This is a genomic window from Botrimarina sp., from assembly GCF_040219535.1.
Lineage (GTDB): Bacteria > Planctomycetota > Planctomycetia > Pirellulales > Lacipirellulaceae > Botrimarina.
The window spans coordinates 23,643-47,296 of the sequence record NZ_JAVJSH010000002.1 but is presented as its reverse complement, the minus strand read 5'-3'; the positions used below and the strand labels follow the sequence as shown (position 1 = coordinate 47,296).

Here is a 23,654-nt window from a genome sequence, read left to right as displayed (position 1 = left end):
TGCGAAGAGCGGCTCTCGCCGATTCGATCGATTCGTGGGCTCTCTAACTACACGCAACGGGCAGTCACTCCGATCGGAGGCTCCTACACTCCGGCTGGGCCTTCAGACATTCCAATGGAGAGGTGACGCGATGCGTTGGTTCAACTGGAAGCGATTCGCGGCCGCCGTGGCGGTCTTGGCCGGCGGAGTCGCTATCGCCGCGGGGCAGGGCAAGCGGATGCCGCTGCCCGAAGAAGTGCAGGGCTGGCTCGAGGACTTGCCAGCGGCGGCCGGCGAGATCGAGCCGCACAGCCCCGCGCGCGAAGCGATCGAGCAGGGCCGCTTGGACGAGGCCCGCGATATGCTCTCGTTCCGCCCCTACGACGAGGCCCCCTTGCCCGAGGGCTTCCCGGCGTACACGCCGGTGGGCGTGATCGAGGTCAAGGAGTACCCGGCCTACCGCAAGGCGGTGGGCCCGTCGTTCTGGCCGCTCTTCCAGCACATCCAGAAGCAGGGCATCCCGATGACCGCGCCGGTCGAGATGGCCGACGCGCCGCGCGGCAACGACGGCGCGATGGCTTTCCTCTACCAGAGCACCAGCGTCGGCCAGGAGGGTCCGGTCGACGGCGTCCGGGTCGAGGACGCGCCGGCGACCACGGTGGCCTCGCTCGGCGTGCGGGGCAGGATGACCGAACAAGCCGCCGACGAAGCGCGGGCCACCCTCCAGGCGTGGCTCGACGGCCAGTCCGAGTACCGCGCGGCGGGCGATGAGCCGTTCCGCTTGTTCGGCTATAACGGCCCGTCGGTCCCCGACAAGTCGAAGTACTGGGAGGCCCAGCTAACGCTCGAGCCGGTGGCTAGCGATAGCAGCGATTGAGGGCGGGAACGACAAACGCGGCGCCGCACACAGAGGGCTTGCGTGCAATGCGCGGCGAATGGCGGTAGCCTACGGGGAGTTTGCTGCTTCCCCTTCCCCAATCGAACGGAGCCCCAGCCATGTCGTCGGTCGCCCGCGTAACCGAGATCATCGCCTCGAGCGACAAGAGCTTCGAAGACGCCGTCGAGATGGGGATCGACCGCGCGTGCAAGACGCTCGACAACGTGAAGAGCGCTTGGGTGAAAGACCAGAAGGTCGAGGTCGAGGGAGACCAGATCAAGGCCTACCGCGTGACGCTGATGGTGACCTTCGTTCTGAAGGACTGAGGCGCCGCGGCGGGCTATAATCGAGCAGCCGCCCTCTCTCGGAGCCCCCCGCCATGGCCGTGTTGCTAGCCGACCCCGAACTCGAGGCCGAACTCCGCCGGCAACGGCGCGAGTCGGGCGCCGACAAGTACGACGAGGTCTGGGACGGGGTCTACGTCATGCACGCTTATCCTGAAGACGAGCACCAAGAGATCGTCGCCGGCGTAACCCACGCTCTGTGGGAAGCGGTCCAAGTTCGAAAACTCGGCCGCGTGCGTCCCGGCGTGAATATCTCGGCCAATCCTGCGGACTGGAAGCGGGACTACCGCTGCCCCGACGTGGTCGCCTTTCTGTCGGACACCACGGCGGAGTGCCACGGCGTGTTCTGGAACAGCGCCGACTTTGTTGTGGAAGTCGTCAGCAAAGACGACAAGTCGCGGGAGAAACTCGACTTCTATGCACGCGTGGGAGTGAGCGAGCTGCTGCTTGTCGACCGCCGGCCCTGGCTGCTGGAATTGTACCGCCACGACGGGAGTCGACTGTCGGAAGTCGGCAAAGCGGGTGTCGGCGACGCCGAGCTCCGCAGCAACGTGCTCCCGCTGGGGTTTAGCCTCCTGGACGACGCAGACCGGCCGTTTGTTGTCGTCAAGCAGTCCCAGTCCGGAGAGGAATGGCGGGTTTAGCGAGTCGACTCAACCTTCGCTTCCACGCCTCCCTCGGTGGGCTCTTGCACGAATCGCAGCGCCGCCGAGTTCATGCAGTAACGCAGACCCGTCGGCTCGGGGCCGTCTTCGAACACGTGCCCCAGGTGCGCGTCGCAGCGGGCGCAGCGGGTCTCGGTGCGGGTGGTGAACCAACCGCGGTCCTCGTGCTCGCTGACCGCCTTGGGGTCGACCGGCTTGTAGAAGCTGGGCCACCCGGTGCCGGACTCGTACTTCGCCTCGGAGGAGTAGAGCGGCAGGTCGCAGCCGACGCAGCGGTACTCGCCCGCTTGCTTGTTGTCCCAGTACGCGTTGTCGAACGGCCGCTCGGTGCCCGCCTCGCGGGTGACGCGGTACTGCTCGGCGGTGAGCCGCTCCTTCCAGTCGACCTTGGACCAGTCGGTGTCGGGCGGCAGCGGCTCGCGTGCGGCGGACTCCGACGAGGCGGCGTCGCCCGCGGCGTAGGCTGCGGCTGCGACGGCGCCGATCGACGCGGCGGCGATGGCGAGGAACTTACGCATAGCGGAGGGCCCTGTCTGTGCTGCGGGCTGCGGGCGGTTCAGTCGGCCGGCTTGAGCTGATCGGCGAACGCCTTGCGGAACTTGTCCATCTTGGGAGCGATCACCGCGCGGCAGTAACCCTGGCCCGGGTTGTTCGCGAAGTAGTCCTGGTGGTAGGGCTCGGCTTCGTAGAACTTCTCCAGCGGCGCGACCTGAGTGACGATCGGGTCGTCGTACGCGCCGGACTCGTTGAGGGCTGCCTTCACGCGCTCGGCGGTCTGGCGTTGGTCCTCGTCGTGGTAGAAGACGACGCTCCGGTACTGCGTGCCCACGTCGGCGCCTTGGCGGTTGAGCGTCGTCGGGTCGTGGGTGCGGAAGAAGATCTCGAGGAGCCGCTCGTACGAGACCTTGCCCGGGTCGTAGGTGACCTGGATCACCTCGGCGTGGCCGCTCGTGCCGGAGCAAACCTGCTCGTAGGTCGGATCGGGGGTGTCGCCGCCGGCGTAGCCCGACACGGCCGAGTCGACACCGGCCGTCGCCTCGAACACGGCCTCGGTGCACCAGAAGCAGCCGCCGCCGAAAGTAGCCACAGCGGCGCCGCGGGTAGGGCGGTCGGAGTCGGCGGGGGTCGCTTTCGCGGCGGACAGGTCGTCGCGGGCGGGGGCGGCGTCACTCATAAGGGAAACTGCTCCAAACGCCGCGGCGGCAAGTGCGGCCACGGCGGCGAGGGATCGAGTGGGGGTCATAGACTTTGCGTCGGGACGACGGGCGGGGGCTCTCGCTGGGATTCTAGCGGCCGAGCGGGCCGCGGCGACCCGGGGGCCGTTTCCGCTTGCTTTCTTTCCTAAGCGGAGTGATACTCGAGGGATGCAAGCGGCAGCGACCTACTTCTGGTTTACCTTCCTCGGCTTCTTTTACGGAAGCCGGGGCGCGGAGGGTCGTGTGTAACGCCGCTTTCAGTTAGGCAGATCACCGAACCCCGGGTCGCCCCCCCCCTCAGGCGCCCCGGGGTTTTTTTGTTTGCTTGTTCCCCGCTTTTTCTCGAAATCTCTCTCCCACGCGCCGCCGAGCGGCGACCCTAGCCACACCGAACCGCCATGATCGTCGTGATGAAACGCTCGGCTACCGAAGAACAGTTGCAGCACCTGGTCGAGCACGTCGAAGCCCTCGGCCTCAAGGCGAACGTGCTCCGTGGAACCGAGCGAACGGTGGTCGCCGCCATCGGCGACGAGCGGGTCAACGGCGTGCGGTCGCTCGAGTCCGCTCCGGGCGTGGACAACGTGATGCCGGTCCTCGCGCCGTACAAGCTCGCCAGCCGCGAGGCGCACGAGGAGACGTCCGTCGTGCGCGCGGGGTCGCTCGAGCTGGGCGGCAAGTCGATCGGCGTGATCGCCGGGCCCTGCAGCGTGGAGAGCGAAGAGCAGATCGTGGCGACCGCCAAGGCCGTCAAGGCGGCCGGCGCCACCGCGCTGCGGGGCGGCGCGTTCAAGCCGCGCACCAGCCCCTACAGCTTCCAGGGCATGAAGGAAGAGGGGCTCAAGCTGCTGGCCAAGGCCCGCGAAGAGACCGGCCTGGCGATCGTGACCGAGGTCGTCTCGCCGGAGGACGTGCCGCTCGTGTCGGAGTACGCCGACGTGCTGCAGATCGGCGCGCGGAACATGCAGAACTACCGGCTGCTCGAGGCCTGCGGCAAGGCCAACGCCGCGGTGCTGCTCAAACGGGGCCCCAGCGCCACGGTCGACGAGCTGCTGCTGGCCGCCGAGTACATCCTCGACGGCGGCAACGGCCGCGTGATCCTCTGCGAGCGCGGCATCCGCACGTTCGAGTCGCACGTGCGCTTCACGCTGCCGCTCACCACGGTCCCCTACCTGCAGCAGAAGACCCACTTGCCGGTCGTGGTGGACCCGAGCCACGGGACCGGCCACACGAACCTGGTGCCGGCGATGGCGCGGGCGGGGATCGCCGCCGGCGCGGACGGCTTGATCGTCGAGGTCCACCCCGACCCGGAGAACGCCAAGAGCGACGGCTACCAGACCCTCTCGTGCGACGCGTTCGAAGCGATGATGGGCCAGTGCCGGCGTATCGCCGACGCGATGGACCGGACCTTGTAGCCCCGCCGGCCGCGCCGCAGCGAGGCGCCGATCACGGCGCGCGTCGCAGCGCCGCCCAGACGGCCTGGTGAACCGCGGGGCCGCCGTGCACGCCGAGCGTGCCGGAGGCCGCGTCGTACGCGGTCGCCGCGCCGCCGGGCAGCCGTTCGGCGAGGCGCTGCGCTTCTTCTTGCGGGACGGGGTAGAAGTCGGTCCGTCGCCAATCGGGCGACGGGGCGCCGGTCGAAACAACTAGCGGCCCCAGCGGCGTCGCGTCCCAGCTCAGGCCGAGCGGGCCGAGCACGCCGTCGAGGGCCGCCCGCCATGGCCGGTTCACGACCGAGCACGCGACCCTCGATCGGGGCCCGAGGCCCAGCTCCCCAAGCGCCGGCCAGTCGACGAGGAAGGGCCGCCCGGTCACGCGCTCGAAGTGGTCGAACAACTCCGCCAGCGTGGCGGGCTCGACGAAGCTGAACGTCGTGCGCCGGTCGAGGACCGGCGCGGCCGCCAGCAGCGCGGGCTCGGCGGTCAGCAGCTCGCGCGGGTACTTCGTCGCCGGCGCGCCGCCGCGCGCCAAACGCAAACGCTCGCAGAGCACGACCAGGTCGTAGTGGGTCGCCAGCGGCGCGGCGAGCGTCAGGCGGCCGTCCGTGTCGATCGTGGCCGGGTCGGCGAGCGGCGTCAGCTCCGTGAGCCACTCGGCGAGCCGCGACGGCTCGTCGCCGACCAAGTCGCCGACCTGGTGGGTGATCGATTTAGATCCGTCGACTCCTTGGCGGGTCACGACCGCGTAAGGCCCGGACGTGGCGTACGCCAGTCGCGACCGCGACAACGCATCGGCCAACACGTCGCCCAGCGGCTCGTTGTCAGATACCAAGTCGATCTCCGTGTCCGCCCCCGTGGCGGCGCGTCGCAAAGCGGCGGGCGAGAGCGCCACCGGCACGCCTGACAGGTCGCGGACCAAGCCAACCGCGGCGCTCAGAGGAACGCCCCGGAGCTCCATCGCCGGCGACAGCGAGGCCAGGCGCTGGGCGGCGTCGGCCGTAGGGGGGCCGGTGGTCTCGTCGGTGGGGCCGCGTTGCAGCCAGATGCCTTGTCCGCTGGCGACCCGAGCCAATCGCTGATCGAGTTCGGCCTCGGGAGAGAGCGGCGCTTGGAGATCCACCTCACCCGAAGCGGCGCCATCCAGCGCGACCGCGTCGGCCGGCGTGTCGTCGGTCGGGCTGTTGTCGCCCGGCGTGCGACGGAGGATCAGCTCCGCCTCGAGCGGGTCGATAGCGAGCGGGTCGATCGCCATCGGCTCGGCGTCGTCGGTCGGCGGGGGCGTCGCGTCGGGCTCGTCGCGCGCGGGGGCCGGCCGATCGGCCAACGCGACACGCTCCGGCTGGTCGGCATCGGGTCGCTCGTCGGTTGGCGAGCTTGGGGGCGCATCGGGAAGCGCCGCTTCGGGTGGCGGGGGATCGGGCGCCGCCGTGTCGGCGCTGAGGTCGACCGGCCGCGAGTCGGACGCGGCGAGGGCCTCTTCTTCCGGTCCTGGCCGTTGCGATTCGGCCGCGTCGGAAACGCTCGATGGCAGAACGTCGGCCGAGGCGGCGGCGGAGGATTCGCCCCCTGAGGCCGAAGCGTCCCGACGGGCCCAGGTCTGGAAGGCCCAGAGAACCAGCACCGCGGCCGTCGCCGCGAGCGCGACGCCGGCGGTCGCCAGCGGCGCCCAGGCCGCCAAGCCGCCGGTGGTTTCGGCCGCCGTCGGGGTGGCCGCGTCGGTCTCGGTAGGCAGGTCGGCGCCCGCGCCGTCTGTGGCAGGCGACTGGGCAATCGAATCGGGCGGGTCGCCGCTGGCGGGACCCTGGTTTAACTCGGTGTCGAGCCCGTCGTCGAGGGCCTCGAGGGTGTTGCTGAGCGCGGCGGTCGTGCCGGCCGACGGCAGCGCCGATTCGCTAGGCGCCGCGCCGCCGGGGGCGATCAGCACCATGCTGCCGCAACGCGGGCAGGCGTGGACCTCGCCGAGGAAGCCCTCGTCGCGCACCCGCAGCTTCGCGCGGCAGGTTTCGCATTGGACGCGGATCGTCGTCACGGGGGGCGGGTGGAGTGGGGCTCGCGGAGCGGGTGATTCGGCAATCCGGCGGCTGTTTATTCCGCGGCGACAAAGGCCGCGGGCAGCGCCTCGCCACGGCGCCGGGCCGCGGCGCGGGTGGTCACGACCAGCTTGTCGTCGCGGACCGCGTAGACCAACTGTTGCCTTGGGTCGGCCGGCCCTTCGGCGAGCGGGTTGGGGTTCGCGCGACGGAGCACCTCGACCAGCGCCGTGGCGGCGGGCTGTTGTTCTAAGTCGATGGCGAGCATCTGGTTCCGAGTGATGCCCTCCAACTGTAGGTCGCGGCCGAGGATCTCGATCGGTGCGCCGATCGCTTCCGACAGAACCGACACAGCCGTTTCAAGCGATTCCCGCGCAAAGCGGATGGTGACCGGCCGCTGGAGCCGCTCGGCGAGCGTCGCCGGCGGGCTGTCGGCGGCGGGCGTCACGGGCCGGGCGGCCGGCGCGGCGAGCTCGGCGACGATCCGCTCGCCCGCCAGGAGCAGTTGGTGAGCCGCGCCCGGCGGCGCCCAGCCGTTGACCACCGCCTGCCTCCCCTCGACGCCCCGCCGCGCGTACTTGCCGAGCACCCGGAGCATCTCCGGCGACCTCTGGACCACCGCCGCGCTGTACGGCGACCACTCGCGGGCGTCGACCACGCGGCGCAGCTCATCGCCCCACTGGCCCGCCCGCTGGGCGACGGCTTGGGCGGTGTGGGTCTCGGGGGTGCGGGCGTCGGCCAGCACGCGGAGCTCCCAGTAGAGCCGGCCGGGCTCGTCCACGTGCAGGCTGAGCGACGCGGCTGACCAGCGGTCCCGGGTCTGGGCGAGGAGCAATCCGCGTAGCGGCGCCCAGGCGCCATCCAGCAGCGAGGCGCCGTCGCCCAGCAAGAAGCGGGGCGAGAAAACGAGGGTCAAGCAGCGGTCGCGGTCGGTCGCTTCGAGGAGCTGCTCGACCTCGCGCTGAACCAGCGGCGCCGCGTCGGTGGGCTCTGGTTCGACGAGCAGCGTCGCCGCCACGCGGTCGTACGACTGGCCGGCCCGCACGCCAATGGCGACCGAGCCGACGTCCTCCAGAGGCTTGCCGGCGGCCGACTCGACCGCAGCTCGGGCCGCCCGGCCAGAGGGACCCAGCGCGCGCCACACTCGCCGCCCCTCGTCGGTAGCGAGCAACGCCGCTGGCCGAGCGAACAGGAACAGGCCGCTCTGGTCGGGGACGAGCGACAGGTCGATCGGCCCCCCGTCGGTCGGCGACGCCCAGAGCGTGCGGCCATCGTCATCGGCGAGCCGGCGGCCGTCGCCGGTCGACTCCGGCGCGGTCGCCGCCGGGAGGGGCGGCTCGGGCGAAGCCGCTGCGGGCGGAGCGGGCGGGGCCGCCGGCTGCGGCGGCGCAGCGGGCTTGCCGCAGCCGGCGGCCGCGGCGATGGTCAAGAGCGATACGAGCGAACCGGGTCTCTGCCGCATCCGTTTAGTCTACGGGCGGCCGCTCGGCGCCGCTACGAACGGGGCCGGTTATTGTTGCGAAGCGGCCCGCCGCGCTACAGTCTAGGCCTGCCCACTCTCGCAACACCCCGATTCACAAGCCGCACTGCATGAAAGCCTTCGAGGCGGTCCAGCATTACTTCCACAAGGCGGCCGACCAGCTCGACCTGCCGCAAGAGATCCGCCGGCTGCTGATCCAGCCGGAGCGCGAGCTGACCGTGCAGATCCCGCTGCGGCGGGACGACGGGTCGCTCGAGACGCTCGTCGGCTACCGCGTGCAGCACAACTCGGCCCGCGGGCCGATGAAGGGGGGCCTGCGGTACCACCACCACGTGGACCTCGACGAGGTCCGCGGCCTCGCGTCGCTGATGACCTGGAAAACCGCCGTGGTGAACATCCCCTACGGGGGCGCCAAGGGGGGCGTGACCGTGTCGCCGCGCGACCTCAGCCAGGCCGAGAAAGAGCGGGTCACCCGCAAGCTGGTCGACGCGATCCACCAAGTCATCGGCCCCGACACCGACATCCCCGCGCCGGACATGGGCACCGGCCACGAAGAGATGGCCTGGATCATGAACCAGTTCGCCAAGTACTACGGGTTCAACCCGGGCGTGGTGACCGGCAAGCCGGTCGAGCACTACGGCATCCCCGGCCGCGAGGAGGCGACCGGTCGCGGCGTGGGCCTGCTGACGATCAAGCTGCTCGGCCACTTGGGACGCAAGGCGCCCGGCACGCGGGTCGCTCTGCAGGGCTTCGGCAACGTCGGCTCGCACGCGGCGAAGTTCCTCGCCGAGTCGGGCTGCAAGATCGTCGCGATGAGCGACCACACCGGCGCGTGGCACGACCCGGACGGGATCGACGTCAAAGCCGCGCTGCGGCACACGTTGGACAACCACGGCCACCTCGAGGGCTTCGAGGGGGGCAAGCAGATCCCGGGCGAGGAGCTGCTCGAGCTCGAGGCCGACGTGCTGATCCCCGCGGCGATCGGCGGCGTGATCAACGAGGACAACGCCGAGCGGATCAAGGCGCCGGTCATCGTCGAAGCGGCCAACGCCCCCGTCACGCCCGACGCGGACGAGCGGCTCCACCACCGCGGCGTGACCGTGCTGCCGGACATCCTCGCGAACGCCGGCGGCGTGACGGTGAGCTACTTCGAATGGGCGCAGAACCGGCAGTTCTATCGGTGGACGCTCGACCGCGTCCGCGGCGAGCTCGACCGCACGCTCACGCACGCGTTCGACGACATCTGGGACCGCGCGAAAGAGAGGGACCTGAGCCTGCGGACGACGACCTTCATGGTCGGGATCGAACGGGTGGCCCGCGCGGTGCACCTGGCCGGCGTGGCGTGAGCGCCGCGGCGCGGGGCGCCTCAGCCCGCGAAGGTCGCGGTTGATACGCTGTAATGAGCTGCTAGAGCCGCGACCTGCGCTCGCGTCAGTTTCCGCTTGCCGCGGAGCACGGCCGAGATGGTCGTGTTGGCGATGCCGACAGCGTTCGACAGATAGAGGGCGGTTTCGCCGTGTGCTTCCATTAAGTGGGCCAGCAGCTGCGCGTCGGTCGCTGGTCCGATCGGGTCGGCCTGCTGCTCGTACCGTTCCACGAGGCAGGCCAGCACGTCAAGATAGTCCTGGTGCGCCCGGCTCAGGCGTGGCTCGTCCATGAGCTCGCCGATCACCGCTAGGGCCCCCTCGTGCTCCTTCCGGCTGCGGATCGGACGGAGCGGGAACCTTTGAACCAAGTCGAGGTAAGCCGCTTTCTGACGGTCGCTTGCGGTGGAGTTCGCCATCGGTCAGTCCTTCCAGTCGCCTCGGTCGTATTCGGCGTGGCTGAGCACGCCCCGCACGTAAAGCACTTGGGTGTTGAAGTGTATCGCCGCGATCAGGCGGTACTTGTTCCCGCCGATGTTGAACACGAATTTGCGGCCTACACGGTCCGCTGTAGGGAACGTCCGTCGCAATTCGGCAAAGCTCCCGAAGCGGTTGCGGCTGACGAGTTGGGCCCATGCACGCAGGGGGGATTCGGCGTCGGGGTGCTGCTCCCAGAACTCGCGTAGCGTTTTCCTCGAGATAACTCTCATGCCCCGACCCAGCCTAGCCCGCGCTCGATCGCCTGTCGCCGAAGTTTAACAGAATGTTAATTCGGTGGCCACGGCGATCCGCGGAACGGGAGCGTCGTGGGATGAGGCTAGTCGTGGGATGAGGCTAATAGCTTCCAGCGGCGGACGCCGAGCTGCGGCCGGCCGGCAGCGAATCCCGTAGGGCGCTAGTCGCCCGATGGATCTGCGTGTCGTCCACGTCCAGGTGCGTCACGGCGCGCACGCGTTGCGGGCCGATCGCCAGGAGGCCGACGCCGTGTCCGGCGAGCCGGCCGGCGAAACCCGCCGCCGCGCCGAGCGAGGGGTCGACGTCCACCAGCACCAGGTTCGTGTCGCAGCGGTCGTCGACCAGCGACAGGCCGGGCGTTTCGCGGACCGCCTGGGCGAGCGTGTGCGCTCGGCGGTGGTCGTCGGCCAAGCGGTCGACGTGGTGCTCCAGTGCGTAGAGCGCCGCCGCGGCGATCACGCCTGCCTGCCGCATGCCGCCCCCGAGGGCCTTGCGGGTGCGGCGGGCTTGGCGGATCAGATCGGCGGGGCCGCAGAGGGCCGAGCCGACCGGCGCGCCGAGGCCCTTGCTGAAGCAGACGCTAACCGTGTCGAACAACCCGCCCCAGCGGCGCAGCTCGTCGCTCCAGGGCCGTCCGCTAGCGACGGCCGCGTTCCACAGCCGCGCTCCATCCAAGTGACGGGCTAGGCCGCGCTGGGCCGCCAGCTCGCAAGCCGCGCGGACCTCGTCGTACTCGGCCGAACGTCCGCCCCAGCGGTTGTGCGTGTTCTCCAGGCACAACAGCCGCGTGCGTGGGAAGTGGATGTTGTCGGGACGGATCGCTGCGTCGAGCTGGTCGGTCGTGGGCACGCCGCCGGGCGTGTCGAGCGGCCGCGCGGCCACGCCGAACAGCTGCGCGTAGGCGCCTTGCTCGTAGTTGTAGATGTGGCACTGCGTGTCGCAGACGAGCTCGTCGCCGGGCTGGCAGTGCACGCGCACGCCGAGCTGGTTGCTCATCGTGCCCGAGGGCACGAAAAGGGCGGCCGGCTTCCCGAGGAGCTCCGCGACGCGGGCCTCTAGCTCCGCGACGGTCGGGTCGTCGCCCAGCACGTCGTCGCCGACTCGGGCGGTAGCCATCGCCTCGCGCATGGCGGGCGTGGGGCGGGTGACCGTGTCGCTGCGGAGGTCGATCATGCGAGGCCGGCGCTCAATCCTTGGCCGCGGCCAACGCCTCCTGGGCCGAGACGCGGCCGCCGTGGGTCTTGCTGATCTTCGCCCACGCGACGCGGCCGCCTTTGTCGATCACGAAGGTCGAAGGGTAGGCGGTCTCGCGCGGCGCGTCCCAGCGGAGGCCGTAAGCGTCGGTGAAGTCGTAGCCCGGATCAAGCGCCAGGGTGAACCCCTCTGGCAGAGCGCGGCCGGCCATGAACTCCTCGGCTTTCGTGGCGAGCTGCCCTTCGGCGCCCGGGTAGACCATCACGACGCGGACGCCGGCTTCCTCGAACGCGTCGGCCGAATCAACGAAGTCGCCGACCTGCCGAGAGCACAGCGGGCACTGGTAGCCCGGGAAGCCGCGGAGGACGACCAAGACCGTCTTGCCCTGAGAGAAGGCCTCGCCCAGATCGATCTGGCCCCCTCCCAGCGTCGGAAGCTCGACGGCGGGCGCGTCGTCGCCGACTCGGATGGCGCCGGACGGCGCCGCCGTGTCTTGGGCCGCGGCGAGAGTGGCTGCGAGCGACAGGGAGATCGCGGCGGCGGCGCGTGTCGGGCGGGTGAACATCGCTGGGCTCCTGGCGTGTCTGGGCAGTGGGCAGCCGCAGCCTACCCCGGATCCCGGAGTTACGCACGCGACGCTCGGCCGGTTGTGTAAGCCGGGTCACGCCCGGGGGGGCGTCGCCAGCGGCACTGGGGCCCGCCGCGACGTGAGGTTACCTTGGCCGTTATGGAAAGTCCTGCCCCCACTGCCGGCGTCGCGATCCCGCGGATCGACGCGCGGCGGCCCGACTCCGCGGCGGCGATCGAGCGGCTGCGCCGCAACCTCGCGCCGGACGGGAATGTCGTTTCCGAGGCCGGGCGGCGCAAGACGATGGAGGTCTTCGGCGAGCCCCTCTCGCCGGTCGAGGTGGTCGACCGGATCTGCGACGACGTGCGCTCGCGCGGCCTCGGAGCGGTGCTGGAGTACACGGCCAAGCTCGACGGCGCCCGGATGTCCGCTGACTCGCTGCGTGTGAAGCCGGAGGAGCTTGCGGAGGCCCACGCCGGAGCCGACCCGGAGTTGCTCGCGACGGTTCGCCGCGTCCGCGACAACCTCATGCGGTTCCAAACGGCCATCCTCCACAAGGACGTCCGCGTCGAGATCCCCGGCGGGGGCTACCTGCGGCAGCGGTACCTGCCGCTGGAGCGGGCCGGCTTGTGCGTCCCCGGCGGCGCGGCGGCTTACCCGTCGACGCTGCTGATGACCGCTGTTCCGGCGCAGGCAGCCGGCGTGAAGGAGCTGGCCGTGGTGGCGCCGCCGACCGCGTACGGCAGCTACAACGCGGACTTGCTCGCGGTGTGCCACGAGCTGGGCGTGACCGAGGTTTACCGCATGGGGGGCGCCCAGGCCGTGGCGGCGCTCGCGTACGGCTGCGAGGGCGTGCCGCGTGTCGACAAGATCGTCGGGCCCGGGAACCTGTTCGTCGCGTTGGCGAAGCGTCGCGTGTTCGGCGAGGCGGGCATCGACTCGATCGCCGGCCCCAGCGAGGTGATCGTCGTCGCCGACGAGACGACCCCTCCCGAATACGTAGCCGCAGACCTCATCGCCCAGGCGGAGCACTCGCCCGGCTCGGCGGTTCTGATCACATGGCACGAGCCGCTGGTCGAGCGGGTCGCCGAGCAACTCCAGGAGCAACTCGCCGAGCTAGACCGCAGCGAGCTGACGCGGCACTCGCTGGAGGCCTTCGGCGCGCTCATCACCGTCGAGGGGCGGGAGCACGCCGCTCGGTTGTGCGACGAGCTGGCCACCGAGCACCTGCACCTGGCGTGCAGCGACCCGGAGGAGATGCTCGGCCGGGTTCGTTGCGCGGGCGCGGTGTTCCTGGGGCCCCACAGCCCGGTGCCGGTGGGCGACTACGCGGCGGGCCCGTCGCACGTGCTGCCGACCGGCGCGACCGCGCGGTTCGCCAACGGCCTCTCGAGCAACGACTTCCTGCGATCCAACAGCGTGATCGCATTCACGGCCGACACGCTCGCCGCCGAGCGGGACGACATCGTGCGCCTCGCCACCGTGGAGGGCCTCACCGGCCACGCGCGGGCGGTCACGATCCGGGGTGCTAAAGGAACCACGGATGGACACGGATAAACACGGATCGAGGCGGGTCGGCGAGACGTTGTGTTCTGGCGAGGCCCGCTCGAGAGAGTACGACAGGAAACCGAGGTTGGCCTAGGGAGTAGCTACCCTGGCTTGCAGTGAGCAAGACTTAACCGAAGAGGCTCTCGGCCGGCTCAATATTGAATGCTGTGGGCTCGCCCGGCCGCGCGATCGTCTGTGGGTATCTGCGTTTATCTGTGGTTCCAAAAAGCATGTTCCGCGAAGCGATCGAGCAGATGACGGGCTACGTCCCCGGCGAGCAGCCGAAGGGGACGAAGCTCGTTAAGCTCAACACCAACGAGAACCCCTACCCGCCCTCGCCAAAGGTGCTCGAGGCGATCCGCGCGGCCTCGGCCGACTCGCTGCGGCGTTACCCGGACCCGACCGCCAGTGCGTTCCGCGAGCGGGCGGCGGAGGTGCTGCGCGAGGACAACCCGGAGATCACCCCCGACTGGATCCTCTGCGGCAACGGCAGCGACGACATCCTCACGATTGTCACCCGCGCGTTCGTCGGCCAAGGCCAGGCGGTGCGGTACCCGAGGCCGTCGTACGTGCTGTACCGCACGCTGGCGGAGATCCAGGGCGCGCGGTGTGACGTTGTGCCTTATGAGGCCGACTGGACGCTCGGCTACGGGTTCACCGCCCCCGCGGCCGACGTCCGATTGGCCTACTTGGCCAACCCGAACAGCCCGTCGGGCACGCACCTGGCCCCGGGCGAGGTGGCCGCGATCGCCGACGCGGCCCCGTTCCCGCTGTTGGTCGACGAGGCCTACGCGGACTTTGCGCCGAGCAACTGCCTGGACCTGGTTCGGACCAACGAGCGGGTGCTGGTCAGCCGGTCGCTCAGCAAGAGCTACGCGCTCGCCGGGCTCCGGTTCGGCTACGTGGTCGCCCAGCCGCAAGTGATCGAGCAGCTCGCCAAGGTCAAAGACAGCTACAACTGCGACGCGCTGGCGATCGCCGGCGCGACGGCAGCGATCGGCGACCAGGCTTGGCTCGCGGAGAACGTGGCGAGGGTCGTGGCGGAGCGGACGCGGCTGGCCGACGGCCTCGCCGAGGCCGGCTACCAACCGACCCCCTCGCACGCGAACTTCGTTTGGGCGACCCACCCATCGGGCGAGCACCCGGCGATCTACCAGCGGCTCCGCGACAAGGGCGTGCTGGTCCGCTATATCCACCACCCCGGCTGGGCGGGTGGCGAGGACGGCTTGCGGATCTCGGTCGGCACGCCCGAACAGAACGACGAGCTGCTGGCCTTGCTTGCGACTGTCTGACCCTGCCGGGCAGGCGGGTTCTGCGGCTTGTGCCGTTGTTGCCGAAAACGCGTGCTGTGCCGCCCCCGAGGCGACCGATACGAGACCCGGGGACGGCCTGCGCCCAGCAAGTCAGCGGGTAAATCGGCCGCCGGAACGGACGGGGGAGCGACGCATGCCCAGCGGGCTTGGCAAGATCGGTTGGCGGTTCGCTCTGCCGGCGTTGCTGGCGGCGAGCTGCGCGGCGCTGTCGGCCGCCCAGGAAGTCGCGTCGCCGACGCTCGTGCCTCTTGAGGCGTCGGCCGCTTACCCCAACGGCACGTTCTCTGAGCAGCTCGCTGCGGCTTCGGCCGCCGGCGGTGGACCGGTCGGGGGTTCGCCGTTCCGCACGGGACCGGGCCTCCGCGACAACTGGTTGGTCGGGCCGCGGTGGCGGGTCACGGCCGACGGCTTGGTGCTGTTCCGCGACGCCGTCGACTTCGACGCGATCCTCGCCGAGGTCGAGCCCATCCCGCCGGCGACCACCTTGCCCCCGTTGGAGTTCCGCAGCAACTTCGACCACGCGGCGGGCGTTCGGCTGCTGGCTTCCAGCCAGTACCCTCAATTCGAGGGTTACGAGTTGCAGGTCGGCTACGTCGGCGCGGAGAAGTGGCTCGCCGAGGCGCTCTACGAGCTGGAGACCATCGCGGCGATCGACCTGCCGCTGAGCGACATCGACATCCTGCAACGCCGCCTGCTCGAATACGAATCAACGCTGCACGCTCTGGAAGTGAACTTCCAATGCGTCACGCCCGGCTACCTGAAGCCTTTCGCGGGCGTGCGGTACCTGTCGCTCGACGAGTCGATCAGCGACTTCAATCGCCAGTTCACGACGGTCATCCTCGGCGACCCCCTGGACGTCGGCGACACGCTCTCGTCGGCGACCTCCCAAACCCGCCGCGGCGTGTCCATCGAGAACAACCTGATCGGCTTCCAGGGGGGCGTGCGGCTCGACATGTGGCGGCCGACGCGGCGGTTCCATGTCAACGGCTTCGTGTCCGGGGGGCTGTACTGCAACATCGTCGACCGCGACCACGTCTTCGAAGAAAGGACAACCGTCACGACGAAGGAACGGGTCAGCACGATCCCCACGGGCGGCACGACGCCGGTCGAGACGATCGACACCACGGTCAACTCCCTCACCGCCGGCTCGAAGGCCTCGACCGACGGCACGCGTGTCGCCCTGGTGACCGAGGCGGCCGTGGCGGGCGTGTGGCAGCTCAACGAGTCGCTCGCCCTCCGGGGCGGCTACCAGGTGATCTACTTCAACGGCGTCGAGCTGGCCGACGCGCTGTGGGTCGCCCCGCCGCCCGTCACCCCGCAAGAGGACGACCTGTTCCTCCACGGCTGGTTCGGCGGCCTGGAGTACCGGCGCTAACGAACGGCCGCGGCTAGCCATCAGCCCATTTGCTTGTGGCGGAAGCAACCGATCAGGTGGTCGTTCACCATGCCCGCAGCTTGCATCAACGCGTAGCAGGTGGTCGGGCCGACAAAGCGGAAGCCCAGGCGCTTCAGTTCGCGGCTCATCGCTTCGCTCTCGGGCGTCGACGAGGGGGTTTCGTCCAGCGTCCGCCAGCGGTTGGTCCGCGGCCGATCGCCGACGAACGACCACAGCCTCGCGCCGAGCGTCTCGCCGGCCTCGTAGAGGGCGACCACCGCCCGCGCGTTGGTGACCGTCGACTCGATCTTCCCGCGGTGGCGTATGATCGACTTGTCGGCGACCAAGCGGTCGACCCGCGCGGCCGTGAACCGCGCGACGGCTTCCGGGTCGAAGCCGGCGAACGCGCGCCGGTAGCCCTCGCGCTTCGCGAGCACGGTGCTCCACGAGAGCCCGGCTTGGGCGCCCTCGAGGGTCAGCATCTCGAACAACCGGTGCTCGTCGCGCACGGGCACGCCCCACTCGGTGTCGTGGTACAGGCGGTCGAGGTCGGAGACCTCGGCCCAGGGGCAGCGGGTCATGCGGCCGGCGGGAAGAGGCTAGCTACTGGAATCGACAATTGGGGGAACGCCATCGGTGCGATCGATTCACCGAGCCGGACCGTGATAATCTCTGTGTAGCGGCCCGCAACCGGCGCGCGGTGCACCTCGACGTTCTGTCGTTCCCCGAAGACAATCCAGTATTCGTCGATTCCAGCTTCGGCGTAGATAGCGGCTTTTTCGCGATCGAGCCGCTCGGATGAGATCGACACCTCGATCGCCAACGCAGCGGTTGTTGGGTGGCCCGCGACGTAGTCGTGTGCACCGCCAGCGACGACGCAGACATCGGGCTTCGGTTCCGAGTCGGCTGTCGTCACAGGGAGGCCCGGCCGGACGGTCCAGTGGTCACCCACGCCACTAGCGAGCCATTGCAAAAGGACCTGTACGATGTAGCAATGGAGCGGCGACTGGCTCATTTTGTCGACAACCACGCCCCGAATGAGTTCCGTTCGCTCACCGATGATCCCCGACTCGCCGAGGCGATGGTACTCGTCGATCGACATCCGATGGACCCGCTCCAGAACGTCTGGCGCCGTAAAGACCTGGAGTGCGGAGTCAGGCGGCCCCTGAGGGATGAGGTCGGACATACGAGTCTTCAGCCGGGAGTGGTGCTTACCCGGTTGCATTGCTGCAACGGTCGAAACGCGTACACCCATCATACATGAACACGGCGACTTACGACTACGACGTGCTCGTCATCGGCGCCGGCCACGCGGGGACCGAGGCCGCGCTCGCCGCGGCGCGGATCGGCGCGCGCACGGCGCTGTTGACCACCAATCTGGACACCGTCGGGCAGATGAGCTGCAACCCGGCCATCGGCGGCGTCGGCAAGGGGCAGATCGTCCGCGAGATCGACGCGCTCGGCGGCGCCATGGGGCGGGCGATCGACGCGGCCGGCATCCAGTTCAGGATGCTCAACCTCCGCAAGGGCCCGGCCATGCACAGCCCCCGCGCTCAGGCCGACAAGCGGGCGTACCAGGCCGAGATCAAGCGGATCGTCGAAGAGCAGCCGGGCCTCTCCCTGCGGCAGGAGGCGGTCGAAGAGCTCTCGGTCGAACGACGGACGGGCGACCAGGGGCGGGCGACGGGGGAAGATCCTTCGAGCGCCGCTCGTCCGCGCGTCGTTGGTGTGAGGGTGCGGGGCGGGGCGGTCTACCGCGCGCGGGCGGTGGTGCTGACCACCGGGACGTTCTTGCAGGCCCTGATGCACACGGGCGAGGTCCAGACCGCCGGCGGCAGGGCCGGCGAGGGGGCGTCGGCCGGCATCAGCGGTTCGCTGCAGCGCCTGGGCTTCCGGCTCGAGCGGTTCAAGACCGGCACCCCGCCGCGTCTGAACGCGCGCACGATCGACTTCGACGCGTGCGAGCCGCAACCGGGCGACGACACCCCGCAGCCCTTCTCGTTCCTCACCAACAGCATCCCCCAGACGCAGCTCCCCTGCCACATCACCTACACGAGCCCCGCGGCGCACGAGCTGATCCGGAAGAACCTGCACCGCGCGCCGATGTACAGCGGGCAGATCACCACCAGCGGCCCGCGGTACTGCCCGTCGATCGAAGACAAGGTCGTCCGCTTCGCAGACAAAGAGCGGCACCAGCTGTTCCTCGAGCCCGAGGGGCGCAACACGCTGGAGGTGTACGTCAACGGCGTGTCGACCAGCCTGCCCCGCGACGTGCAAGACGAGCTGTTCCGCCACGTGCCCGGCTGCGAGCGCGCCGAGATCATGCGGTACGGTTACGCGGTCGAGTACGACTATGCGCCGCCCGACCAGCTCAGGCCGACGCTCGAGACCAAGTCGGTCGAAGGCCTTTACTTCGCCGGGCAGATCAACGGCACGACCGGCTACGAGGAAGCCGGAGGCCAGGGCCTGCTGGCGGGCGCCAACGCGGCGCTGGCCGTGGCGGACCGGGAGCCGCTCGTTCTCTCGCGCGACGAGGCGTACCTCGGCGTGCTGATCGACGACCTGGTGACCTGCGGCGTCGACGAGCCGTACCGCATGTTCACCAGCCGCGCCGAATACCGCCTGCTGCTCCGGCAGGACAACGCGGACCGGCGGCTCACCCCCGTCGGTGAGCGGTGCGGGCTGGTCGGTGCGGAACGGTCCGAGCGGCTGCGGGAGAAACTGGGCGAGATGGGCCGCGTCGCCGCGCTGCTGCAAACGACCCGCGCGGGCGGGCGTTCGCTGGCGGAGCACCTCCGGCGTCCCGAGGTCGACTGGTCCGCCGTGCTAGCGCTGGCGCCGCCGGAGGCGGCTTCGCTCCTCGCGTCGACGCCCTTGGCGGCTGCGGAGCAGGCCGTCATCGACGTGAAGTACGCCGGCTACATCGCTCGGCAGCAGACGGAAGTCGATCGCCAACGGCGGCTGGCGGACAAGCGGGTTCCCGCCGACTTCGATTACCACCGGCTGGTGCATCTGCGGCACGAAGCACGCGAGAAACTGTCGCGTGTGCAGCCGGTCGACTTGGCTCAAGCAAGCCGCATCAGCGGCGTTACACCGTCGGATATCGCACTGCTGATGGCGTACCTCGACACGCCGAAACGGCCAGCGAGTAGCGGACCCCGCGCGTGAGGAGCTCGCTATCGCCAGGCGGAGTCCGACCCCCGACCCGCCGTTATCCTTGAGTAAGTTGTTTCGCAGCATTGGTTTGCGGCGAGTGGAGCGATGTTGACGGCGCCCGGCGCCGCCGTATAATCCGGCGGTCGGGGTGATCCGGGTAAGGCCGGCGAACGCGGCGGGGCTAGCGATCTGCGGCACGGGTGTGGTTTGCGTTGCGAATGACGTTTGCACGGTCGAGCGAGTCTGCAAAGCTACCCGTTCGTTGGCCGCGGCGACGAGCACGGCGGCGCCCGCGAGGCCCGACGCCGAGCCCATCTCGACAGACCACGACCACGAAAGCCACAGCCAACACACACGGACAGGGCATCAACCAAGGACCGGGGGTGGTTCGTCCATGAAGACAGTTTTCACTACTGGCGAAGCGGCGAAGATCTGCAAGGTCAGCCAGCAGACCATCATCCGCTGCTTCGACTCGGGGCAGCTCAAGGGCTTCCGCGTGCCCGGCAGCCGCTTCCGGCGGATACCGCGCGATCAGCTGTACACGTTCATGCGTGACAACGGCATCCCGACCGACGCGCTGGACAGCGGTCGGAGGAAGCTGCTGATCGTCGACGACGACGTCGACCTCGTCGATTTGTTGGTCGATCACTTCGAGCGTGACGGCCGGTTCGAGGTACGGAGCGTCAACAACGGCTTCGAGGCCGGGATGATGATCAAGGAGTTCCGGCCCGACCTGGTGGTGCTCGACGTCATGCTGCCCGACATCAACGGGATGGAGGTCTGCAAGCTCGTCCGCGGCGACAAGACCATGGACGACGTCAAGATCGTCTGCATCAGCGGCATGGTCGAAGAGGACCGCATCCAGCAGCTGCGCAACGCCGGCGCAGACGAGTTCCTGAAGAAGCCGTTCGACGTCGACACGCTGATGCAGCGAGTCTGCCAGTTGCTCGACGTCGAAGCGGCCTCCGCCGGGTGAGGCCTCGCAGGTCGCCGTGAGCCCCCCCGAGCCGATCTCCGACGAGCTGCGGCGCTGGTTCGAGCAGCGTCTGCGGGACGCGAAGCTCGACGCGATGAAGGAGCTCGCGTACGGGGCGAGCCACGAGATCAACAACCCGCTGGCCAACATCGCGCTGCGCGCCCAAACGCTGCTGAAGCGCGAGGACGACCCCGACAAGCGGAAGGCCCTCGAGGCGATGCACCGCGCCGCGATGCGCGCCCACGAGATGATCTCCGACCTGATGCTGTTCGCCCGCCCGCCCGAGCCGCAGCGGCAGGCGATCGACTTGCTGGAGGTGGCCCGGAGCGTCGTCGAAGGGCAGGGGCCGCTCGCCGACGAGAGGGGCGTGCTGCTCGAGGTCACGGAGGATTCGACCCCCGCGCCCGCGTGGGCGGACCGGGATCAGCTGATCGTCGCGTTGCGCGCGGTCGTTCAGAACTCGCTCGACGCGACCGAGGGCGAGGGCGCCGTGCTGGTTCGTGTCTGCGCGACGGGCGACGCCGGGCTGATAACCGTCGAGGACGACGGGCAGGGCGTGCCGGACGAGGTGCTCCCGCACGTGTTCGATCCGTTCTTCAGCGGGCGCGAGGCCGGGCGCGGGCTTGGCTTTGGTCTCACCAAATGCTGGCGGATCGTCACCCTGCACGGCGGCGACGTGCTGCTAGAGAACCGACCCGAGGGCGGCGTCCGCGTCGTCATGAGCCTGCCGCTCGCGTGACGCTATGCCACCGATTGCAACCGAGCGTTGCGACGTCGCCTTCTGGGACGTTTCCGCCTGTCACGGCCCCGACCTGTCCCGCGAGCTGACGGGGCGGGTCACACGCGAAGGCAAATCGATCGCCACCGAGTCCGGCGAGTGGCTCGGGCGCCGCGTGGTGCAGGCGCGGCCGCGGAGGGTGACCGCCGCCGCTGCGCCGTCGTTTCTCTCGGCCGTCGAGGCGTTGCTCGCGGCCCATCGGTTCTCGCGGCTGGTCGTGGTGGGGCCGGTCGCCGTGGCGCCGGGTGGTCATGCGATCGGCGAGGCGGTCATGGCGGCTGAGGCAGCGGGCGCGAAGCTGGGCGGAGCGCTGGGCGGCCTTCCGCCGATCCCCACGGCGCCCTTTGTCGGGAGTCGGGCGACGGGCGACCAAGCTGCGAGCGACTGGGCGGTCGCCGCGTGCCGCGGCGCCGAATCCCTAGCGATCGAGGCGGTGCTCGTGGGCGTGGTCGTCGCTCGCGACGGCGCTGCGCCCAGGTCGCGACCGCGGACCGCCGCCCGCGAGGCGGGCCGCTTCTTCGGCTCGTTGCTGCGTGGGGAATCGCCCCGCCTCGGCGGGGACGAGCCGCGGTTGAGCGTGAGAGCCGCCGAGGCGATCGTCAGGTCCGTGGCCGTCTGAGCCGGCTGCCGCGGGGCGGCGTTGCGCGGGGCGGCGCCGCGCGGGGAGGCGCTGCGGGAGGCAACGCTGCGCGGGGCGGCTCAGCGGGCGAGGGTCGCCACGCCGTTGCAGCCGTTGGGCTGGTAACAGACCGCGCGGCAGTGCTGCTTCGGCGCCCAATTGGGGCCTAGGTCGGCCAGCGATTCGCCCGATCCGGTGAACAGCCAGCCGCCGCGGTTGAGTGTCTGCCCCAATCGCAGGAAGAGCGATCGGCGGTCGTCCGGCGCGAAGTAGATCGCGACGTTCCGGCAGAAGATCAGGTCGAAGGTGCCGACGTTCGTGAACGGCCTCAGCAGGTTGCGGACCTCGAAGTGGCACCGGCGGCGGAGCGCGTCGTTGATCCGCCATCCGCCGGGCGTTTTGAGGAAGAACGCGCCTCGGTGCTTCTGGCTGAGGCCGCGGCTGATCTCCAGCTCGTTGTACTCGCCGCGCTCCGCGTGCGCGACCGCCGCCTGCGAGATATCCGTTCCGTAGACCTGGAAGTCCCAGGACTCGAAGTCGGGCACGGCGTCGGCGAACGCCATCGCGATGCTGAAGGCTTCCTGGCCGGTGCTGCAAGCGGCGGACCAGACGCGGAAGCGCCGCGGGAAGGGAGACTTCGCCTTGGCGTCGATCAGCTCCGGAAAGATCTTGTAGCGCAGCGCCTCGAACGGCGTGTTGTCGCGGAACCACAGGGTCTCGTTGGTGGTGATCGCGTCGACCACGTCGGTTTGCAGCTTCGTGCTGCCCCGTGTCAGGCGGGCGAAGTCCACGTAGTCCTTCGCGCCGGTTCGGGCGACGAGCTTCGCGAGCCGCCCCTCGATCAGGTAGTCCTTGCTCGTGTCGAGGTAAATGCCGCAGAGCTCGTCGACGAGCTTGCAGACCGCATCGATGTCCGCGGGTGTCGGTTTCATGCCAACGCCCTCCCGGCCGCGGCCGCGGCCAGGTGCTCGTGCAGCCGCCCCAGCGGCGCGACGACGTCGGCCAGCCCGCGGTCGACAACCGCCCTGGGCATGCCGTAGACGACGCAGCTAGCCTCGTCCTGGGCGAGGATCACGGCGCCGGCCTGTTTCATCTTCTCGGCGCCCAGCGCGCCGTCGTCGCCCATGCCGGTCAGGACCAGGCCGAGCGACTTCGCGCCGTAGACCGACGCCACCGACCGGAATAGGAAGTCGGCCGCGGGGCGGCAGTTGTTTTCCGGGGGGTCGTCGGTCAGTTGAATCACCGGGCCGGCCGCCGACTTGGCGACCCGCATCTGCTTGCCGCCCGGCGCGATCAGCACCTCGCCACGGCGCACCGGCTGGCCCTGAGAGGCTTCGCTCACCGTGAGTGGGCAGCGCCGGTCGAGGTCCTCGGCGAGGCTCTTGGTGAACAACGGGGGCATGTGCTGGACAACCAGTACCGGCGTCGGGAAGCTCGCCGGCAGCCTCGGCAACAACTGGGTCAACGCCTGCGGACCGCCGGTCGAGACGGCGATCGCGACCACGTCCGGTCGCAGGCCGGGCAGACGCAGGCGCGGGGCGGGGCGGGGCGCGCGCGGCGCCGTCTGCGGCGCCGGCGACGGCGTCCGCTTGCGCCAGGCGGCGGCGCGCAGCTTGGGGCCCAAGTCGTGTCGCAATTGGGCGACGCTCTCGTCGAGCGAGTTGGTCGATGGCTTGAGGACGAAGTCAAAGGCGCCGAGCCGCAGCGCCTCGGTGGTCGTCCTCGCGCCGGCGGCGGTGAATGCGCTGACCATGATCGCGGCCACGTCGATGCGGCGCCGCTGGAGCTCTCGGAGCACGCCGATGCCATCGAGCCTGGGCATCTCGAGGTCGAGTGTGACGAGGTCCGGGCGCAGCGAGTCGATCCGCTCGATGGCTTGCTGGCCGTCGCTGGCGGCGCCGACCACCTCCACGTCGGGCAGGCTGTTCAGCACGTCGCGGACAATCTTTCGGTAGAGCGTCGAGTCATCGACGACTAAGCAACGCGTCCTGCTTGGCATCGGATCGGGTTGTGGCGGGGTC

24 protein-coding genes are annotated in these 23,654 nt (G+C 69.9%); 12 read left to right on the top strand and 12 right to left on the bottom strand.

Annotated features, from left to right (window positions below; all coding sequences use genetic code 11):
* Positions 1-130 precede the first annotated feature (130 nt).
* The 3 genes from RIC11_RS00400 to RIC11_RS00390 all read left to right on the top strand — a co-directional run bounded on the left by RIC11_RS00400 (position 131) and on the right by RIC11_RS00390 (position 1,844).
* Positions 131-856: a heme-binding protein gene (locus tag RIC11_RS00400; protein WP_350207839.1), complete on the top strand. Its 726-nt coding sequence runs from the start codon at positions 131-133 to the stop codon at positions 854-856.
* Positions 857-975: 119 nt separating this feature from the next.
* A complete protein-coding gene (locus tag RIC11_RS00395; protein WP_350207838.1) occupies positions 976-1,182 on the top strand; it encodes a dodecin family protein in 207 nt (68 codons plus the stop codon).
* Positions 1,183-1,235: 53 nt separating this feature from the next.
* Entirely contained in the window at positions 1,236-1,844 is a 609-nt protein-coding gene (locus RIC11_RS00390; protein WP_350207837.1) for a Uma2 family endonuclease, read from the top strand.
* On the opposite strand, the gene msrB is transcribed toward RIC11_RS00390, so the two are convergent.
* Together msrB and msrA are read right to left on the bottom strand one after the other, a co-directional pair.
* Positions 1,841-2,383, bottom strand: coding sequence for a peptide-methionine (R)-S-oxide reductase MsrB (msrB, locus tag RIC11_RS00385; protein WP_350207836.1), 543 nt, complete (start codon positions 2,381-2,383; stop codon positions 1,841-1,843). The genes RIC11_RS00390 and msrB overlap by 4 nt on opposite strands.
* A 38-nt stretch (positions 2,384-2,421) precedes the next feature.
* On the bottom strand, positions 2,422-3,039 hold the full coding sequence (msrA, locus tag RIC11_RS00380; protein ID WP_350207835.1) for a peptide-methionine (S)-S-oxide reductase MsrA: 618 nt from the start codon (positions 3,037-3,039) through the stop codon (positions 2,422-2,424).
* Between the two features lie 420 nt (positions 3,040-3,459).
* Here msrA and aroF point away from each other — a divergent pair, with 420 nt between their 5' ends.
* A complete protein-coding gene (gene aroF / locus RIC11_RS00375; protein ID WP_350207834.1) occupies positions 3,460-4,473 on the top strand; it encodes a 3-deoxy-7-phosphoheptulonate synthase in 1,014 nt (337 codons plus the stop codon).
* 31 nt (positions 4,474-4,504) lie between these two features.
* Here the strand turns inward: aroF and RIC11_RS00370 are convergent, their stop codons facing one another.
* Complete coding sequence (locus tag RIC11_RS00370) at positions 4,505-6,526, bottom strand: hypothetical protein (RefSeq protein ID WP_350207833.1); 2,022 nt, start codon at positions 6,524-6,526, stop codon at positions 4,505-4,507.
* Positions 6,527-6,582: 56 nt separating this feature from the next.
* Positions 6,583-7,989 carry a hypothetical protein gene (locus RIC11_RS00365; RefSeq protein WP_350207832.1) on the bottom strand — a complete coding sequence of 469 codons (1,407 nt, stop codon included), beginning with the start codon at positions 7,987-7,989 and terminating at the stop codon, positions 6,583-6,585.
* Positions 7,990-8,117: 128 nt separating this feature from the next.
* On the opposite strand from RIC11_RS00365, the gene RIC11_RS00360 reads away from it, so the two are divergent.
* On the top strand, positions 8,118-9,353 hold the full coding sequence (locus RIC11_RS00360) for a Glu/Leu/Phe/Val family dehydrogenase (protein ID WP_350207831.1): 1,236 nt from the start codon (positions 8,118-8,120) through the stop codon (positions 9,351-9,353).
* A gap of 20 nt (positions 9,354-9,373) precedes the next feature.
* Here RIC11_RS00360 and RIC11_RS00355 read toward each other — a convergent pair whose 3' ends face one another.
* The 4 genes from RIC11_RS00355 to RIC11_RS00340 all read right to left on the bottom strand — a co-directional run bounded on the left by RIC11_RS00355 (position 9,374) and on the right by RIC11_RS00340 (position 11,865).
* Positions 9,374-9,790 carry a helix-turn-helix domain-containing protein gene (locus tag RIC11_RS00355; RefSeq protein WP_350207830.1) on the bottom strand — a complete coding sequence of 139 codons (417 nt, stop codon included), beginning with the start codon at positions 9,788-9,790 and terminating at the stop codon, positions 9,374-9,376.
* A 3-nt stretch (positions 9,791-9,793) separates the two neighbouring features.
* Positions 9,794-10,081: a type II toxin-antitoxin system HigB family toxin gene (locus RIC11_RS00350; protein WP_350207829.1), complete on the bottom strand. Its 288-nt coding sequence runs from the start codon at positions 10,079-10,081 to the stop codon at positions 9,794-9,796.
* 124 nt (positions 10,082-10,205) lie between these two features.
* The gene (locus tag RIC11_RS00345) at positions 10,206-11,279 is read right to left on the bottom strand and encodes a threonine aldolase family protein (protein WP_350207828.1); all 1,074 of its coding nucleotides are present in this window, start codon (positions 11,277-11,279) and stop codon (positions 10,206-10,208) included.
* Between the two features lie 13 nt (positions 11,280-11,292).
* Positions 11,293-11,865, bottom strand: a complete 573-nt coding sequence (locus RIC11_RS00340) for a peroxiredoxin-like family protein (protein WP_350207827.1) — start codon at positions 11,863-11,865, stop codon at positions 11,293-11,295.
* A 162-nt stretch (positions 11,866-12,027) separates the two neighbouring features.
* Here RIC11_RS00340 and hisD point away from each other — a divergent pair, with 162 nt between their 5' ends.
* The 3 genes from hisD (at position 12,028) to RIC11_RS00325 (ending at position 16,104) form a co-directional block, all read left to right on the top strand.
* Positions 12,028-13,425: a histidinol dehydrogenase gene (gene hisD / locus RIC11_RS00335; RefSeq protein WP_350207826.1), complete on the top strand. Its 1,398-nt coding sequence runs from the start codon at positions 12,028-12,030 to the stop codon at positions 13,423-13,425.
* A gap of 221 nt (positions 13,426-13,646) precedes the next feature.
* The gene (hisC, locus tag RIC11_RS00330; RefSeq protein WP_350207825.1) at positions 13,647-14,708 is read left to right on the top strand and encodes a histidinol-phosphate transaminase; all 1,062 of its coding nucleotides are present in this window, start codon (positions 13,647-13,649) and stop codon (positions 14,706-14,708) included.
* A 154-nt stretch (positions 14,709-14,862) separates the two neighbouring features.
* On the top strand, positions 14,863-16,104 hold the full coding sequence (locus RIC11_RS00325; protein ID WP_350207824.1) for a hypothetical protein: 1,242 nt from the start codon (positions 14,863-14,865) through the stop codon (positions 16,102-16,104).
* A 20-nt stretch (positions 16,105-16,124) separates the two neighbouring features.
* On the opposite strand, the gene RIC11_RS00320 is transcribed toward RIC11_RS00325, so the two are convergent.
* Together RIC11_RS00320 and RIC11_RS00315 are read right to left on the bottom strand one after the other, a co-directional pair.
* Positions 16,125-16,685: a DNA-3-methyladenine glycosylase I gene (locus tag RIC11_RS00320; protein ID WP_350207823.1), complete on the bottom strand. Its 561-nt coding sequence runs from the start codon at positions 16,683-16,685 to the stop codon at positions 16,125-16,127.
* Positions 16,682-17,290 (bottom strand): Uma2 family endonuclease, encoded by a 609-nt coding sequence (locus RIC11_RS00315; protein WP_350207822.1) that lies wholly within the window; start codon positions 17,288-17,290, stop codon positions 16,682-16,684. Before RIC11_RS00315 ends, RIC11_RS00320 begins: the two co-directional genes overlap by 4 nt.
* A 74-nt stretch (positions 17,291-17,364) precedes the next feature.
* Here RIC11_RS00315 and mnmG point away from each other — a divergent pair, with 74 nt between their 5' ends.
* From mnmG to RIC11_RS00295, 4 genes are all read left to right on the top strand, one after another.
* Positions 17,365-19,272 (top strand): tRNA uridine-5-carboxymethylaminomethyl(34) synthesis enzyme MnmG, encoded by a 1,908-nt coding sequence (mnmG, locus tag RIC11_RS00310; RefSeq protein WP_350207821.1) that lies wholly within the window; start codon positions 17,365-17,367, stop codon positions 19,270-19,272.
* Positions 19,273-19,654: 382 nt separating this feature from the next.
* Complete coding sequence (locus RIC11_RS00305) at positions 19,655-20,236, top strand: response regulator (RefSeq protein WP_350207820.1); 582 nt, start codon at positions 19,655-19,657, stop codon at positions 20,234-20,236.
* A 16-nt stretch (positions 20,237-20,252) separates the two neighbouring features.
* Positions 20,253-20,975, top strand: a complete 723-nt coding sequence (locus tag RIC11_RS00300; RefSeq protein ID WP_350207819.1) for a sensor histidine kinase — start codon at positions 20,253-20,255, stop codon at positions 20,973-20,975.
* A 4-nt stretch (positions 20,976-20,979) separates the two neighbouring features.
* Positions 20,980-21,633, top strand: a complete 654-nt coding sequence (locus tag RIC11_RS00295; RefSeq protein WP_350207818.1) for a hypothetical protein — start codon at positions 20,980-20,982, stop codon at positions 21,631-21,633.
* Between the two features lie 80 nt (positions 21,634-21,713).
* Here the strand turns inward: RIC11_RS00295 and RIC11_RS00290 are convergent, their stop codons facing one another.
* Both RIC11_RS00290 and RIC11_RS00285 read right to left on the bottom strand, forming a co-directional pair.
* Positions 21,714-22,565, bottom strand: a complete 852-nt coding sequence (locus tag RIC11_RS00290) for a CheR family methyltransferase (RefSeq protein WP_350207817.1) — start codon at positions 22,563-22,565, stop codon at positions 21,714-21,716.
* The gene (locus RIC11_RS00285; protein WP_350207816.1) at positions 22,562-23,632 is read right to left on the bottom strand and encodes a protein-glutamate methylesterase/protein-glutamine glutaminase; all 1,071 of its coding nucleotides are present in this window, start codon (positions 23,630-23,632) and stop codon (positions 22,562-22,564) included. The genes RIC11_RS00290 and RIC11_RS00285 overlap by 4 nt, the downstream gene beginning before the upstream one ends.
* Between the last annotated feature and the right edge of the window lie 22 nt (positions 23,633-23,654).

What these genes read in the sequence shown, in the direction of transcription:
- msrA (WP_350207835.1), bottom strand. Translation starts at nt 3,039, where the DNA reads ATGAGTGACGCCGCCCCCGCCCGCGACGACCTGTCCGCCGCGAAAGCG.
- mnmG (WP_350207821.1), top strand. Translation starts at nt 17,365, where the DNA reads ATGAACACGGCGACTTACGACTACGACGTGCTCGTCATCGGCGCCGGC.
- RIC11_RS00325 (WP_350207824.1), top strand. Translation starts at nt 14,863, where the DNA reads ATGCCCAGCGGGCTTGGCAAGATCGGTTGGCGGTTCGCTCTGCCGGCG.
- RIC11_RS00390 (WP_350207837.1), top strand. Translation starts at nt 1,236, where the DNA reads ATGGCCGTGTTGCTAGCCGACCCCGAACTCGAGGCCGAACTCCGCCGG.
- RIC11_RS00295 (WP_350207818.1), top strand. Translation starts at nt 20,980, where the DNA reads ATGCCACCGATTGCAACCGAGCGTTGCGACGTCGCCTTCTGGGACGTT.
- RIC11_RS00355 (WP_350207830.1), bottom strand. Translation starts at nt 9,790, where the DNA reads ATGGCGAACTCCACCGCAAGCGACCGTCAGAAAGCGGCTTACCTCGAC.
- RIC11_RS00340 (WP_350207827.1), bottom strand. Translation starts at nt 11,865, where the DNA reads ATGTTCACCCGCCCGACACGCGCCGCCGCCGCGATCTCCCTGTCGCTC.
- RIC11_RS00315 (WP_350207822.1), bottom strand. Translation starts at nt 17,290, where the DNA reads ATGTCCGACCTCATCCCTCAGGGGCCGCCTGACTCCGCACTCCAGGTC.
- msrB (WP_350207836.1), bottom strand. Translation starts at nt 2,383, where the DNA reads ATGCGTAAGTTCCTCGCCATCGCCGCCGCGTCGATCGGCGCCGTCGCA.
- RIC11_RS00305 (WP_350207820.1), top strand. Translation starts at nt 19,655, where the DNA reads ATGAAGACAGTTTTCACTACTGGCGAAGCGGCGAAGATCTGCAAGGTC.
- hisD (WP_350207826.1), top strand. Translation starts at nt 12,028, where the DNA reads ATGGAAAGTCCTGCCCCCACTGCCGGCGTCGCGATCCCGCGGATCGAC.
- RIC11_RS00395 (WP_350207838.1), top strand. Translation starts at nt 976, where the DNA reads ATGTCGTCGGTCGCCCGCGTAACCGAGATCATCGCCTCGAGCGACAAG.
- RIC11_RS00360 (WP_350207831.1), top strand. Translation starts at nt 8,118, where the DNA reads ATGAAAGCCTTCGAGGCGGTCCAGCATTACTTCCACAAGGCGGCCGAC.
- hisC (WP_350207825.1), top strand. Translation starts at nt 13,647, where the DNA reads ATGTTCCGCGAAGCGATCGAGCAGATGACGGGCTACGTCCCCGGCGAG.
- aroF (WP_350207834.1), top strand. Translation starts at nt 3,460, where the DNA reads ATGATCGTCGTGATGAAACGCTCGGCTACCGAAGAACAGTTGCAGCAC.
- RIC11_RS00320 (WP_350207823.1), bottom strand. Translation starts at nt 16,685, where the DNA reads ATGACCCGCTGCCCCTGGGCCGAGGTCTCCGACCTCGACCGCCTGTAC.
- RIC11_RS00290 (WP_350207817.1), bottom strand. Translation starts at nt 22,565, where the DNA reads ATGAAACCGACACCCGCGGACATCGATGCGGTCTGCAAGCTCGTCGAC.
- RIC11_RS00345 (WP_350207828.1), bottom strand. Translation starts at nt 11,279, where the DNA reads ATGATCGACCTCCGCAGCGACACGGTCACCCGCCCCACGCCCGCCATG.
- RIC11_RS00400 (WP_350207839.1), top strand. Translation starts at nt 131, where the DNA reads ATGCGTTGGTTCAACTGGAAGCGATTCGCGGCCGCCGTGGCGGTCTTG.
- RIC11_RS00365 (WP_350207832.1), bottom strand. Translation starts at nt 7,989, where the DNA reads ATGCGGCAGAGACCCGGTTCGCTCGTATCGCTCTTGACCATCGCCGCG.
- RIC11_RS00285 (WP_350207816.1), bottom strand. Translation starts at nt 23,632, where the DNA reads ATGCCAAGCAGGACGCGTTGCTTAGTCGTCGATGACTCGACGCTCTAC.
- RIC11_RS00350 (WP_350207829.1), bottom strand. Translation starts at nt 10,081, where the DNA reads ATGAGAGTTATCTCGAGGAAAACGCTACGCGAGTTCTGGGAGCAGCAC.